Annotated in this window: 13 protein-coding genes and 2 pseudogenes; 10 read left to right on the top strand and 5 right to left on the bottom strand. The window is 71.1% G+C overall.

Translation table 11 applies throughout. From position 1 onward, the window contains the following. Positions 1–87: 87 nt before the first annotated feature. A complete protein-coding gene (locus V4Y04_RS35660) occupies positions 88–750 on the bottom strand; it encodes a DUF4230 domain-containing protein (RefSeq protein WP_332432413.1) in 663 nt (220 codons plus the stop codon). Between the two features lie 412 nt (positions 751–1,162). On the opposite strand from V4Y04_RS35660, the pseudogene V4Y04_RS35665 reads away from it, so the two are divergent. Further along, positions 1,163–1,500, top strand: a pseudogene (locus V4Y04_RS35665) (hypothetical protein); the annotation flags it as partial. Here the strand turns inward: V4Y04_RS35665 and V4Y04_RS35670 are convergent. Beyond that, a complete protein-coding gene (locus tag V4Y04_RS35670) occupies positions 1,415–1,822 on the bottom strand; it encodes an anti-sigma factor antagonist (protein ID WP_332432414.1) in 408 nt (135 codons plus the stop codon). The pseudogene V4Y04_RS35665 and the gene V4Y04_RS35670 overlap by 86 nt on opposite strands. 404 nt (positions 1,823–2,226) lie before the next feature. Here V4Y04_RS35670 and V4Y04_RS35675 point away from each other — a divergent pair, with 404 nt between their 5' ends. From V4Y04_RS35675 to V4Y04_RS35695, 5 genes are read left to right on the top strand one after another with little or no spacing between them, the layout of a single operon-like run. Further along, positions 2,227–4,047 (top strand): sensor histidine kinase, encoded by a 1,821-nt coding sequence (locus V4Y04_RS35675; RefSeq protein ID WP_332432415.1) that lies wholly within the window; start codon positions 2,227–2,229, stop codon positions 4,045–4,047. Then, positions 4,044–4,454 (top strand): roadblock/LC7 domain-containing protein, encoded by a 411-nt coding sequence (locus V4Y04_RS35680; protein ID WP_055594348.1) that lies wholly within the window; start codon positions 4,044–4,046, stop codon positions 4,452–4,454. Before V4Y04_RS35675 ends, V4Y04_RS35680 begins: the two co-directional genes overlap by 4 nt. After that, positions 4,451–4,822, top strand: a complete 372-nt coding sequence (locus V4Y04_RS35685) for a DUF742 domain-containing protein (protein WP_332432416.1) — start codon at positions 4,451–4,453, stop codon at positions 4,820–4,822. Before V4Y04_RS35680 ends, V4Y04_RS35685 begins: the two co-directional genes overlap by 4 nt. Then, a complete protein-coding gene (locus tag V4Y04_RS35690; protein WP_332432417.1) occupies positions 4,803–5,408 on the top strand; it encodes a GTP-binding protein in 606 nt (201 codons plus the stop codon). The genes V4Y04_RS35685 and V4Y04_RS35690 overlap by 20 nt, the downstream gene beginning before the upstream one ends. Next, complete coding sequence (locus V4Y04_RS35695) at positions 5,405–6,655, top strand: cytochrome P450 (RefSeq protein WP_332432418.1); 1,251 nt, start codon at positions 5,405–5,407, stop codon at positions 6,653–6,655. Before V4Y04_RS35690 ends, V4Y04_RS35695 begins: the two co-directional genes overlap by 4 nt. A 125-nt stretch (positions 6,656–6,780) precedes the next feature. On the opposite strand, the gene V4Y04_RS35700 is transcribed toward V4Y04_RS35695, so the two are convergent. Then, positions 6,781–7,812 (bottom strand): 7-epi-alpha-eudesmol synthase, encoded by a 1,032-nt coding sequence (locus V4Y04_RS35700; RefSeq protein WP_332432419.1) that lies wholly within the window; start codon positions 7,810–7,812, stop codon positions 6,781–6,783. 326 nt (positions 7,813–8,138) lie between these two features. Between V4Y04_RS35700 and V4Y04_RS35705 the strand changes: the two genes are divergently transcribed. Next, a complete protein-coding gene (locus V4Y04_RS35705) occupies positions 8,139–8,531 on the top strand; it encodes a VOC family protein (protein ID WP_332432420.1) in 393 nt (130 codons plus the stop codon). A gap of 105 nt (positions 8,532–8,636) precedes the next feature. Here the strand turns inward: V4Y04_RS35705 and V4Y04_RS35710 are convergent, their stop codons facing one another. Together V4Y04_RS35710 and V4Y04_RS35715 are read right to left on the bottom strand one after the other, a co-directional pair. Further along, on the bottom strand, positions 8,637–8,939 hold the full coding sequence (locus V4Y04_RS35710; RefSeq protein WP_332432421.1) for a DUF4235 domain-containing protein: 303 nt from the start codon (positions 8,937–8,939) through the stop codon (positions 8,637–8,639). A gap of 247 nt (positions 8,940–9,186) precedes the next feature. Then, positions 9,187–9,624 (bottom strand): nitroreductase family deazaflavin-dependent oxidoreductase, encoded by a 438-nt coding sequence (locus V4Y04_RS35715; RefSeq protein WP_332432422.1) that lies wholly within the window; start codon positions 9,622–9,624, stop codon positions 9,187–9,189. 215 nt (positions 9,625–9,839) lie between these two features. On the opposite strand from V4Y04_RS35715, the gene V4Y04_RS35720 reads away from it, so the two are divergent. The 3 genes and pseudogenes from V4Y04_RS35720 (at position 9,840) to V4Y04_RS35730 (ending at position 13,367) form a co-directional block, all read left to right on the top strand. Then, positions 9,840–10,340: a nuclear transport factor 2 family protein gene (locus V4Y04_RS35720; RefSeq protein WP_332432423.1), complete on the top strand. Its 501-nt coding sequence runs from the start codon at positions 9,840–9,842 to the stop codon at positions 10,338–10,340. A 17-nt stretch (positions 10,341–10,357) separates the two neighbouring features. Then, positions 10,358–10,991 (top strand): annotated as a pseudogene (locus tag V4Y04_RS35725) (hypothetical protein); the annotation flags it as partial. Positions 10,992–11,456: 465 nt separating this feature from the next. Continuing rightward, positions 11,457–13,367, top strand: coding sequence for an RICIN domain-containing protein (locus V4Y04_RS35730; protein WP_332432424.1), 1,911 nt, complete (start codon positions 11,457–11,459; stop codon positions 13,365–13,367). Positions 13,368–13,417: the final 50 nt, after the last annotated feature.

Here is a 13,417-nt window from a genome sequence, read left to right on the forward strand (position 1 = left end):
GTCAACTGCTGTCATAGATGGGATGGGATGGGCCGGGCACCCGGGGGCGCCGTTGTTACGCCGGGCCGGGGCGGACACCGCTGCAGCTCAGTCGCCGTAGGAGACGTGCACCTTCGTGAACCCCAGGGAGCGCAGCAGACCTTCGAGCATCCCCGTGGTGTTGCTCTCGGCCCGGGTGGTCAGTTCGCTCTCCTTCGCCGCGGCGCCGATGTGCCGCACCGCGAGCTTCTGTACGGCCTGTTCGCTGTTGGGGTTGTCCGAGAAGAGGTCCCCGAAGCGGTCGAGCAGCCCGCGCTCCTTGGAGACGGCGTAGGAACGCTCGGGGTCGAGCGCCGGAGTGCCGAGACGGGCGTGCGGCAGTCGCAGGGTCGCGGACGTACGGTCCTCGTCGACCTGTACATCGTCCTTGCCGAGCTTTCCGAGGTCGACGTAGGCGTCGACGGTGCCCGCACCCACGTACAGGGTGCGGCTGCCGCGGATCGCGTCGGGCAGGAACCTGGTGTCCTTCTCCAGGTCCACCACGACCTGGAAGTTGCCGGTCGCCGCGTCGTACCGGCTGATGTCCTGGATGGATTCCAGCAGTGCGGGACCGGAACGGTCATGGGTCTCCGTACCGAACAGATCCTTCAGGCCCGGCAGGACACTCAGCCGGATCCCGGCGAAGAGCACGGCGAGCACCACCACCACCGCGGTGAGTACCTTTGCCCAGCCCGGCACGCGCCCGGGGAGGCGCCTGATGGGAGTCGTCATGGTGACAGTCCTCCTTCCTACTGACCGGATGCCCCTCACTTCACCGAACAGACACGGGAGTTGAGTTCTGAAGGGCACCGCTGGAAGCATGCGGGGGCGCACGGCGTGCCGGGAGTTCCGGAGGAGTCGCCGAAGCGATGGCCGAAGGGGTCACCGGACGGCGCCCCGCGGTGACCGGACGGCGGCGGCCCGAAGGCCCGGGGCCGGTGACATGAGCCTTCCGGTCGACATGGTCGTTCGAGGAGGCAACTCATCTGAGACATCGCCAAGTTCAGCGGCAGCGCCCATCCGGAACCGGCGGCGGCGGAGGTCTGCACGCAACTCGGTGTGCCGCTCAGCCCCGTCCGGACCGGCAGGTTCGCCAACGACTGTCCGGAGATGCAACTGCCGGCCGGCTGCCGCACGGGGACCGGGTCCCCGCTCGATCCGAGTGGCCTGCGCCCACGGTCTGTTCGTGGCCGGGGCGCTCGAGCGGCTGAGCGAGCGGCCCGACATGCTGGAGATCGCGTGCACCGGCACCGTCCCGGTGCCCGTCGAGGAACACACGGACAAGCTGCGGGTCCTGTCCATCGCCCGGCGCTCGCCGAGGCGGTACGGCGCATTCACGGCGGTGAGCCCGTGAGCGCCCCGTTCGACGCGTCACCGGCCGAAGAGCACCCGCTCCTCACACCGGGCCCGGTGTGGCCTCGGGCTGGTCCAGGGCCGCGTCCAGGGTCGGCCGCGGAGGCAGTAGCCGGGCCAGGCCGGTGATCCGCAGCACCCGCAGGGTCAGCGCGTCGGTGCACACCAGGCGCAGACTGCCGTGCTGCTCCAGGACCCGCTGCCGGGCACGGTAGAGCAGGCGCAGACCGGAGGCATCCAGGAACTCGACCCGGGTCAGATCGATCACGACGCGGCACTTCGGGTCCGAGGTGGCCGCGTCCAGGTGCGGGACGACCTCCACCTCTGCGACGATGTCGATCTCGCCGCGGAAATCCAGCACCGTGTGCCCCCGCTCCTGACGGACGCGGAGAAACCGGGTCGGCGGTGCAGGTTGGTGCCGCACCACGCCATCGCCTCCAGCCTGCTTCATGCACGGATCGGTCCCCAACGCCGGTCCCCGCACTGCAAGTTACCCCCGGGCGCATGGATGTGGGCATGTTTGATCGTCATATGTCTTCGAATTGCGATCGAGTTCTTACGGATCTGGCCAGTCCGGTGCCGTGTGGCGCGGTCACAGGCGGCCCAGGACCTGCCTGGACGCTCAACTACCGCACGCATCAAGCCACTTGTTCTCACCACCTCTCCTCGCGGGCGTGACGGAGCCCTCACTTCCGCCACCTCCCGAACGTGATCCTTTTGCGGCCGGAACCGATAAGCTCCCTGTCAGCGCTGCGAGTTGAAGTGATCGCGTCGCGCCGGTTCGCGATACGCACCCATGAGTGCGGTCCCCTTGCACACCCCCCATGTCTGATCGTGTTGTTTCGAAGGATGCAGATGGAACTCGCCACTTCGCCACCGGCGGTGCGGCCCCCTGCCGCCTGGTACAGCTGGTGGCTGATGCCGCTGGGCCTGGGCGGCGGGACGATCGCCGCCACGTTCATGAGCTCGGAGCGAATAACGGCCGCCGTCGCTGGCGCCGCCGCCACCGCGGCCGGCGTGTGGTGCGTACGACTGCTGCTCCGCACCCGTACCCGGCTGCTCCGGGCCGAGGAAGTCCTCCGTGCCGCACAGGTTGCACAGGCCGGACAGTCGCAGGAGTCACTGCAATGGCGGGAGCGGGCAGCGGGCCTGGAACGGGACCTCGCCGCCGAGCGCACCGCCCAGGAGGAGCGGTTCGCCGAACAGGCACAGGACTTCGAAGCACGGCTGGCCGGACTGACCGAGCGCCACGAGGCCCGGATCGCCGAGCAGGCAGGGGAACACGAAGCCCGGATCGCCGAGCAGGCCGAAGCCATGGAGAAGCGGCTGGCGCATCAGCTCGCCGCGGTGGCCCGGCTCGCCGACGAGCGACTGCCCGAGGCGATCGAGTGTCTGCGCGGCGGTGACGCCATCGACGACCTGCTGCCGAGCGTCCACCGGAGTGCCGAGGCCGGCGCCGAACTCCAGGCCGAACTGCGCAAGATACTGCGAACCTCCCTGATGGCGCTCGAGGAGGAGTTCGACCGCTCCACCTCCGCCGAACAGGCCGTCATCAGCATCGGCAACCGCATCCATGTGCTGACCAGCAAACTCCGTGGCCGGCTGCACGAGATGCAGGGCGAGCACGGCCGCCTCCCGGCCGTTGCCCGGGGCCTGATGGAACTCGACCAGGAGATCGGCCCCGCAGACTGTCTCGCCGCCAGCGTCGGCGTCCTCGGCGGCTCGGACCGGCCGGGCAGGCAGTGGCAGGAGCCTCAGCGGCTGCTGAGTGTGATGCGCGGCGGTATCGGCCGGGTCAAGGACTTCCACCGCGTCCAGCTGCGCCGGCTGCCCGAACTCGGCGTCGACGGCGGCCTGGTGGACCACCTCACGCTGATCTTCGCCCACCTGTTGGACAACGCGGCGCGCTACTCACCGCCCACCGAGCCCGTGGTGGTCTCCGGCAAGGAGGTCCCGAACGGCGTCGGCATCGAGATCCAGGACTCCGGCAAGGGCCTGAGCGAGGAGAAGAAGCGCGAGGCCGAGCACGCCCTCGCGGGTACCGCGCCCGGCGCGGGCATCGGAGGTATCACCGAGGACGCGAACATCGGCCTGCGGGTCGTCGGCGTTCTGGCCCGCCGCTACGGCATCCGGGTCACCTTCGCCGACTCGCCCTGGCTGGGTACCTCGGTGGTGGTCGTAGTACCGCACAAGTACTTCAGCCCGCTGCCCACGGGCACCGAGGCCGTGGCAGCCCTCGCCGCGAGGGTTCCCGCCGCGACGTCCGTCCTGCCGTGGACCGCGGTCACCGACGACGGGGAGGCCGACCTCTGGCCGGCCGACCCCGCCGAGGCACCCGGCTCCGAGACGTTCCCCGATTCCGCCGGGGCGGTGGACACCACGCCCGGCGGACTGCCCCGGCGCCGCAGCGGCAGGCGGGCCGAGGCGGAGCCGCGGCGGACCGGACGGCCCGAGCGCGGCGAACGGAGCTCCGTCACCGCCGTACCCCCGGACGCGTCCTTCACCGGACTCGCCGCCTTCGCCACCGCCGGCCGCGACATCGCCGGTCGCGACGCGGGCGGACGCGAGTCCGCAGAGCGCGACACCGGCGCGGCGCCCGGGGCGACCGCCGGTGACACCCCCGCAGGACGTGAGTACACGAAGCACCGCACCGAGGAGAGCGACCACACCCCATGACACACCAGGGAAACGACGTGAGCTGGGCGCTCCGCGATCTCGTCGAGAGCATTCAGGAGATCCGCTTCGCCCTTGTGGCCTCCAGCGACGGCAAGGCCATCACCTCCTTCGGGGCGGAGGACCCCGACGACGTGGACCGCTTCGCGGCCGTGGTCGCCGGCCTGCAGGCACTGGCCCAGCCGGTCGCCGAACAGTTCCCCGCCTACGCGGGGCAACTGCGGCTGGCGATGATCGAGGTCGACGGCGGCCACCTCTTCGTGGTCCGGGCGGGCGTGGAGACCTACCTCGGTGTCCTCGCCCGCGAGGGCCTGGACCAGGGGCTGCTCGGACACCAGATGAGGGACCTCGCCCGCAGGATGGGTGAGCTGCTCGGCACCACTGTGCGCCAGGAGGAGCACTCTGGATGAGTGTTCCCCGCCGGCCGTCGGACCCGTCCGGTCTCGAGCGCTACTACGTCCTCACCGGAGGGCGCAGCGGACCGGGCGGTTCGGCGTCGAGTCTCGACGTGGCGACCCTTGTCGTCTCCCGCTCGGACCCCGTCCCGGGGATGCAGCACGAGCACGAGGAGATCATCCGGCGCTGCCGTGAACCGCTCTCGGCGGCCGAACTCGGCGCCCACCTCGGGCTGCCGTTCAACATTCTCGCCGTACTGCTGTCGGACCTGCTGGACACAGGCCGCGTCGAAGCCCGTGACCCCATTCCGGCCCACGACGTCGGCCGCGGGCCCGACCTCGCGCTCCTTGAGGAGGTACTCAGTGGACTTGAAAGGCTTTGACCAGGCCGGCCGGCATACGGCCGGGGACACCCGCTCGGTGAAGGTGATGATCGCCGGCGGCTTCGGTACCGGAAAGACCACGATGGTCCGGTCGGTCAGCGACATCAAGCCGCTCACCACCGAGGAGACCCTCACCCAGGCCAGCGCCGATGTGGACCGTCTCATCGGCGTCGCCGACAAGACGGAGACCACCGTCAGCCTGGACTTCGGCAAGATCGGCCTCAACGACAGCCTGGTGCTGTACCTGTTCGGCACGCCCGGTCAGGAGCGGTTCTGGTTCCTGTGGAACGGGTTGTTCAAGGGGGCGCTCGGCGCGGTCGTCCTGGTCGACACCCGCCGGCTGGACTCCAGTTTCCGGGCGATCGAGGAGATGGAACGGCAGCACGTGCCCTTCGTCATCGCCCTCAACGTCTTCCCCGACTCCAAGGACTACCCGGTGGACGAGATCCGGGACGCCCTGGACATCCCCGCGCACATCCCGGTCGTCGCCTTCGACGCCCGCGACCGGTCCGCCAGCCGCGACGTGCTTGTCACCCTCGTCCACCACCTGCGGGACCGCTCGGCCGCGGCCGTGGAGTCCCGATGAGCGACCCGGCCGGGAACGCCCCCGGCGCCGCCCGCGGCTGCCCTGTCGCCCACCCCGGCGCGGACCCCGCCCGGCTGTACGGGCCGGCCCTGGCCACCGATCCGGCGGGCGTCCAGGAACGGCTGCGCAAGGAACACGGGTCGGTGGCGCCGGTACTCCTGGAGGGCGACGTACCGGCCTGGCTGGTGCTGGGCTACCGGGACATCCGGCGGGTGCTCGACAACCCCCGCCAGTTCACCCGGGACGCCCGGATCTGGCGCGACCAGCGCGACGGGCGCATCGCGGACACCTCACCGCTGGTCCCGATGCTCGGCTGGCGCCCCGACTGCGTCTCCCAGGACGGCGAGCCGCACCGAAGGCTGCGCGGAGCCGTCACCGACGGACTCCAGGCCGCGGCCGGACGTGGCATCCGCCGGCACGCCACGCACTTCGCGAACAAGGAGATCGACGCTTTCGCGGACACCGGCCGCGCCGACCTGGTGAGCGACTACGCCGAGCATCTGCCGATGCTGGTGATCACCCGTGTCCTGGGAATGCCCGAGGCCGAGGGACGCGACCTGGTCGAGTCGTGCGCCCAGGTCCTCAAGGGCGGCGAGGACGCGGTCACGCACGACGGCCGCATCCAGGAGATCCTCGGCGCGCTCGTCGTCCGCAAGCGGTCCGAACCCGGCAGCGACCTCGCCACCGCCCTGCTGGCGCACCCCGCCCGGCTCGACGAGGAGGAGGTGGTCAGCCATCTGCGTCTGGTGCTGATCGCCGGCCACGCCACCACCAGCAACCTGCTCGCCCGGGTGCTCCAGCTGGTCCTCACCGACACCGCCCGGCTGTCCGGGCTGATCAGTGGCCGGCTGAACGTCTCCGCGGTCGTCGAGGAGGTCATGTGGAACAGCCCGCCGCTCGCGGTGCTGCCCGGCCGGTTCGCCACCGGCGACCTGGAGATCGGCGGTCACCGGATCCGCAAGGGCGATCTGCTGGTCCTGGGCCTCGCGGCGGGCAACCGGGATCCGGAGATCCGCCCGGACGCCGGGGTGTCCGTACAGGGCAACCAGTCGCATCTGGCGTTCAGCGGGGGCCCGCACGAATGCCCCGGCCAGAACATCGGCCAGGCCGTCATCGAGATCGCCGTGGACGTGCTGCTGCACCGGCTGCGGGACCTGCGCCTGGCGGTTCCGCCGGACGAACTGTCCTCGACCGCCTCCACCTGGGAGACCCGGCTGGACCGTCTGCCGGTCGAGTTCAGCGCCTGACACCGGGTGACGCCGCAACGGCCGCTGTGTGACCGGCCGCCGCAACGTCCGCTGTGACCGGCCGCCGCGCCGGACACAGCGACCGGTCGTGCTGCCCGGCCACGTGGCCGGGCAGCACGACCGGCTCACACGGTCAGCAGATCGTCGACCGAGCCGCGGCCCGCCTGCTCGGCCGTGGCCACCTCGCCCTCCTTCGACGCCGCGTACCGGCCACTGGTCAGGGCCCACTCGTAGTTGCCCTCGATCCAGTGCTGGATGGCCTGCACACCCTTGTCCACCCGCTTGCGCTCGTCCGCGTCGAGTGCGAGCTCGTCGCACATGCGGGGCACCCGTGCCTCGAGCTCCAGGTACTCGTCCAGGCAGGCGGTCGTCATGCGGTACGCCTCGGCCGCGGCCTCCTCCCACGAGCAGCCGCGCTCCCGGTGCAGTACGGCGATCAGGTTGTGGCCGTCGCCGCGGCGCCGCTCCCGCTCGAAGGAGTGGATGTCGTTCATGAACCCGATGGTGTCCGCGGCCAGATCACGCATCCGCTCCATCAGAGGATGGGCCATCGCCCGCGCCGGCACCTCGAAGCCGCGGCTGCGCTCACCGGCGTCGATACTGTGGTGGATGCCGACGGTACGGCGCCGGAACACGGCGTACTCGTCGAGGCCGAGCGTCCCGGTCAGCCCGCGGGCCGCCAGGTCGACCTCCTCGCAGTGGGCCACCAGGAACCGGCCCCAGGACGCGGCGAACCGGGTCTGCCAGGTCAGGGACATGCCATCCGAGAGGTGTTCCCAGACCTGCGCCCAGGCCACCGTGATCGGGCAGAGCACCCGGGGTGTGCTTCCCGCCGGCCGCAGCGGGGTGACGATGAGCTCCCGCGCCACGTCGGATATCACGTCCGCCCGGTCCGGCCGCCCGGCATCGAACTGGTCGTCGAACAGGAAAGCCAGCGAGAACCAGTTCATCAGGACGACCATGTCCTCGGCCGAGGCGTACGGATAGGTGCGCGCAGCGGCCTGCGGCAGGTCCCAGGAACGGTATTCGTCGAACCCGGCCCGGCTGCGCACCAGTCCCATGTCCCACACCCAGCGCAGATGACGCGCCCGCGCGTACTCCAGATGCTCGCTGACCGGGGTGTTGAAGGGAAGGTCGAACCGGACGTCCTGAGACATGTGCTTCCTTTCGGGAGACGGAACGCAGAGTCACCCCGCCCTGCGAGCAGGCCGTCGCAAAGACGCCCCGCACACTCGAACTCTGCTTCACGGAACGAAAGTTGAACCGGTAAGCGGAACGAGACTGCCCAGATCCTAGATGATCTACACAGGTGTCCGTCATGATATCTGTTACTGCACACGCCACTTGAGGTGCATGTTCTCCCAAATACCACAGAAATCAATGGACTTGCACTGATTGAATCCACAGAACCGGGACAGGTGCCCAGTACGGGCAGGGGAGCGGCCCCGGCCCGCGGACAGACCCCGGACCCTGTGGAGGAGACATGCCGACCGTGCCTGCGGGAGTGGTGGTGCTCGACTGCGCCGAACCCGAGAAACTCGCCGAGTTCTACCGCGAGTTGCTGGCTGCGGAGGTGGTGGACGCCCAGGCCAACCGGGTGGAGATCCGGGCCGCCGACGGCTTCCGGCTGGCGCTGCGCCGGGACGCCAACGCCACCGCGCCGAGCTGGCCGCGTCCCGAGAACTCGCTCCAGGCGCACCTGGAGTTCGTGGTCGACGACCTGGACGCCGTGGAACGTCTGATCGTGGGTCTCGGCGGCCGCCCGGTGGAGACGAAGGACGCCACGGGCCCTCTGGAGGAACGCGGCTACGCCGACCCGGCCGGACACTCCTTCATCCTGCGCTGCGATATCCCGGTGGCGCCGAAGCTGGGCTGACGCCCGCCGCACGGCCGGGCCCACCGGGTCCGGCCGGGGCTGGCGAGGGCCGCGCCCCGGCGCGCAGAGGCGCCGAGGGCTTCATGTGCCGGGGGAGGGGCCCGGTCAGGCGCTCCCCTTCTCCGGGGCGGGCCAGGAGCCCGTCGAGCGTTCGATGGCCTTGGCGCCCGCGCGGTTCACGGCACTGCGCACCACCGCGAAGATGGCGCCCTGGATCGCCGCGGCCAGCAGGATCTCGCCCCATCGGCGGTCCCGGTCCAGCGCGTCGGGGGCGTCTTCCTCGTGCCGGATCAGCTTCCACGTCTTCTGGAACGCGATCCCCGCCACGGTGCCACTCGTCCAGCCCAACGCGAACCCGACGGGCTTGTACGCCAGGGGCAGCTTCTTCTTGCTCTTCTTCTTCGCCACGTGGATCTCCCAGGTCGGTGCAGACGTTCGGAAAGTTCCTGTGCCCCACGTTCCCCGTTTTTCGCCCTCCGCACGGCCCGAGCGGCCCCGACCGGGGCAGGCCCCACGGCGTGGCGGCAGGGAAGAACCCCGCCGCGACGGGGGAACGCGGCGGGGCCTGGACCGCGGGTGCCCGCCGGCCGGGGCGCCATGCACCCCGAACCGAAGAAAATTCGGCCGGACCTCTCCGGACCTCTCCGGGACCTCTCTAGTCGCGCGGCTCCAGCACGAAGACCGGGATCACCCGGTCCGTCTTCTCCTGGTAATCGGCGTACGGTGGGAACGCCGCCACGGCCCGTTCCCACCACTCGGCCTTCTCCTCCCCGGTCACCTCACGGGCCGTCATGTCCCGCAGGACCTGCTCGTCCCGCAGTTCCACCTGAGGATCGGCCTTGAGATTGTGGTACCAGACCGGGTGCCGGGGTGCTCCGCCCAGCGAGGCCACCACTGCGTAGCGCCCCTTGTGCTCGACGCGCATCACCGGGGTCTTCCGCAGCTTGCCGCTCCTGGCTCCCCGCGTGGTCAGCAGCACCACCGGCCTGCCCTGCAGGGTCGTCCCCTCGGTGCCGCCGGAGCTCTCGTACAGTTCCACCTGGTCGCGCACCCACTGCGTGGGGCTGGGCTCGTACTCGCCCTGAAGAGGCATGCCATCCGTCCTGTCGTTGTCGCGGCCCGTGGCCGGCCCGGTCTCCGGGACGACCACGGGGCCATGCGGATCAGCTCGTGCCGTACCAGTGTCGACCGGACCGCACATGACCTCCGACGTCATGGCGTCATCGGCGTGTCCACGGCACAGTCATGACCATTCCCCGGACCGAGGCCCTTGAACTCGGCCCACCCTGAACCCAGGAGACCTCCGTCATGACCGAGCCCACGCCGGCCCCGGCCGCGCCGCCCCGGACCAGCCCGGCCCGTACCGCCCCGCCCACCGGCATCCGCGCCACCGTGGAGGAACTGCTGCGCCGGATCGGCCACGGCGACCCGGACCGCATCGCCGAGCTGTACGCCGACTCCTGCGACTGGCGACTCGACTGGCCGGACGATGAGCACGGCAGCACCGCGATCCCCTGGATCCGCCACCGGGCCACCCGTGCCGACGCTGCCGCCCACTACCGGGAACTGGCCGCCCACCATGTGCCCGACGCGGCCGCCACCGAGATCGAGCGCATTCTGGTCGACGGCGACGACGCGGTGGTGTTCGGTGAGATCCGGCAGACCGCCCGGCCCACCGGGCGCCCCTACCGCGCCCGCTTCGCCCTGCTGCTCACCGTGCGGGACGGCCTGGTCGTCCGCCACCACGTCCACGAGGACAGCCTCTCCGTGCACCGCGCCTTCGTACCGCGACCGCCGGCCGGGCCGTAGGCCTTCCGGGTGACCGAACAGGTCCCAAGCCCTTTCTCCACGTCGTCGTCTGCGCCACCGGTGCCGCCGCGGACGTCAGTAACGACCTCACCCGCGATAGGAAGTGGATCAGCGAGCGGCGTCATGCGGCAGCGGGGCGGGGAGGCCGGCGCCATCGCGACACCCGTCGCCATGAACGGGTTCTTCGAAGCCGTCGCGGTCCGCGCGCAGACCGGCAGGCCGATCATTCCCCAAGCTCTCGACGCCTCCCCCACTCTCGACTTCGCTCGAGCGGGGGGACCCCATGAGCAGGGGAGTCCCCGATCGCCTGGCGCACTCCCGGCGAACCGCGCTCCTTCCCGGAACCCGACGCGGTGGTGGTCGCGCCCGCCATCTTCAACACCGTCGACAAATGGGCGGCCGAAATCACCGACACCCTCGTGCTGAGCACCCTGTGCGAGGACATGGGGCGCGGCGTGCCGATCACCGTCTGCTGTGTGCCGGCGCCGCGCCGGCCGCCCACCCCGCCTACCCCGCCTACCGGGACAGTCTGGAGCGGCTCACCGCCATGGACGTCCGCTTCGACGCCCGTACGCCAGGGAGACGGCGCCGGACGGCGGACGGCCCGAGTTCCGCTGGGAAGGGGCCCTGGGCCTCGTACGGCCACGATGAGCGTAGACCGGCGCCGAGTGATCCCGGGCGCACCCGTATACCCCGGACAGGGAGACCCGCACACGCGCATCCGGGAACGGAGGGGCTGCGCGACGCGCGTCCGCATCGCCTTTTCGGACACCGGCCGTCGAATCGGATCATTGGGCGCGTGAATTAAGTGGCTCGAATCCCATTGACACGTTGTCAAAGTGCGGCGTCCGCACAGGGAATGCGGGAAACCACGGCGTCTCTTGTTCCAAGTCGTTGGCCTGTGCAAAAGTGGGTCTCGCCGGCACGCGGACAATACCTTTTGTCCTGGCGTGCGCGAGGCCGCTCCAGTGCGCCACCCAGGCTCCAAAAGAGCTGCTCCGGGCGGATGCTCGAGATGCCGAATCGCCCACGGGCGGGGTCCCGCTGTATTGTCGGCGAGGCCCCGGGTCCGCTGGTTCGGACTTTATCCCGCGCGCCCCCGAGAGGATCGCATCCGTGAAGGACACCGGCCTGTCGAATTTCCCGGCCACGGCCGCCGCGTTCGACGTGACGGACGAACAACTGGGTGACGAGTTGCGGAAGTGGACGGGGGCCACCCCGGCACCGAACCCCGTCGGTGAACTCATGGACCGGCACTGGGAGTCGGTCTTCGGCTATGCCCGGCTGTGCACCGACAGCCCCCGTTCCGCCGGGATGCTCACCACCGCCGCGTTCACCCGGCTCTTCGGCGAGACCCTGCGGCGCAACGGCCCGAGTTCCGCGTGGCGCCCCCAACTCCTCGTCACGGTACGCCGGATCGCCGCAGAATGGGACGGCGACCACCGGCGCGACATGCTCCACCCCGACCTCACCACCACCTCCACCTCCGAAAGCGGCCGACGGCCGGCCGCACGGCTGCTGCCACCGCCCGAACGGCGCCTGCTGTCGGGGGCGTTCCAGCGACTGCCGCAGTCCGCGCGCTGCCTGCTGTGGCACACCGAGGTCGAGTCCGAACCGCTCCACGTCCCCGCCGGGCTGCTCGCCCTGGACGAGGAGAGCGCCCGCATCGAACTGCGCCGCGCCCAGGACCGGTTGCGCGACGAAGTCCTCCAACTCCACGGAGAACTCGCCTCCGACCAGGAGTGCCGAAGCTATCTTCGCCTGCTGGAGGTGGCCTACCGGCGCACGGGCACCGAAATCGACCCGGACCTGCGTACCCACCTGGAGAACTGCACCCACTGCCGGCACGCGGCGGACCAGCTCGCCTGCTTCACCGGTGGACTCGGTACGGCCCTGGCCGAGGCTGTCCTGGGCTGGAGCGCACGGGAATACACACAGAGCAGGGCACGGGCGGCCGACGTCACCGACGAGTCGGCCGCCGAGGAGCGGCCGTCGCCCGAGGGCGTCATCGGCGCCGCGTTCCCCGGCCCCGCCGGCGGACGTCCGGGCACGGCGGGCGATCCGTTCGCCGTGCCCGCGGGCGAATCCCCGGCAGTGGCGGGCGAGTCGTTCACGGACGCGGGGACACCCGCCCCGCCCCGCCCCACCGAGGCGCCCCGCACCGCGTCCACCACCCCCGCGGAGCCCCCGGTGCCCCCGATACCGGGTACCGCCCCGGACGCGGCGGCCCCGGCCACCTCCGCGCGCACGGCTTCCCGATCCGGTGCCCTCTCCCGGCGGCGCGCCGGGGCCTCCCGCACCGGTCCTCGCGGTGCCGTGCTCCGCGCCGGTTCCCGGGGCGCCCGGAAGGCGGCCCGCCGGGCCGCGCGTCGGCGCAACCTCACCGCCGGAATCCTCACCGTCAGCGGACTGGTCGTTCTCCCGCTGGTGCTGTGGACCACGGGCGGTTCCGACGACGCCGCCGCACGGGGCGACGACCGTCCCTCCGAATCCCCCGGGGCCGCCGTGGTCAGCCCGCCCGGCGACCCGTCGTGGTTCCGCTCCGGAGAAATGGCGAAGGGCGCCCTGCGCGGCCGGCTGCACAACACCGCCTCCGGCCTGTGCGTCGGTGTCGTCGGCGGCCGGGCGGTCGCCGGCGCCGAGACCGAACTGATCGCCTGCTCGGCGGGCAAGGTCCAGCAGTGGACGTACGAGACCGACGGACGGCTGCGCAACGCCGCGCAGCCGGACCTGTGCCTGGACTCGCGCCTCGGCTACTCGGTGCGCCTGGCCCGGTGCACCGGCGAGGCCCACAAGGACGCCGGCAGCGCACGCTACGACTTCACCGTCCAGGGAACCCTGGTGCCCCGGTCCGGCCAGGACCTGGGCCTGGCACCCGCCGCGACCGACGGCTCGGGAGCCCTCGTCCTCAAGGCCCGCGACGACACGGACGCCCAGCGCTGGGCGATCGACACCTCGGAACCCGACCTCCAGACGAAGGTCGTCACCTGGGGCATCGTCGAGAACGAGGACGAGAACAACGAGTAGCCCCTGGGCGGACCGGATCGGGCCGGTCCGGCCCGGCCCGGTCAGATCGG

The sequence above is a fragment of the Streptomyces sp. P9-A2 genome, from assembly GCF_036634175.1.
GTDB lineage: Bacteria > Actinomycetota > Actinomycetes > Streptomycetales > Streptomycetaceae > Streptomyces > Streptomyces pratens.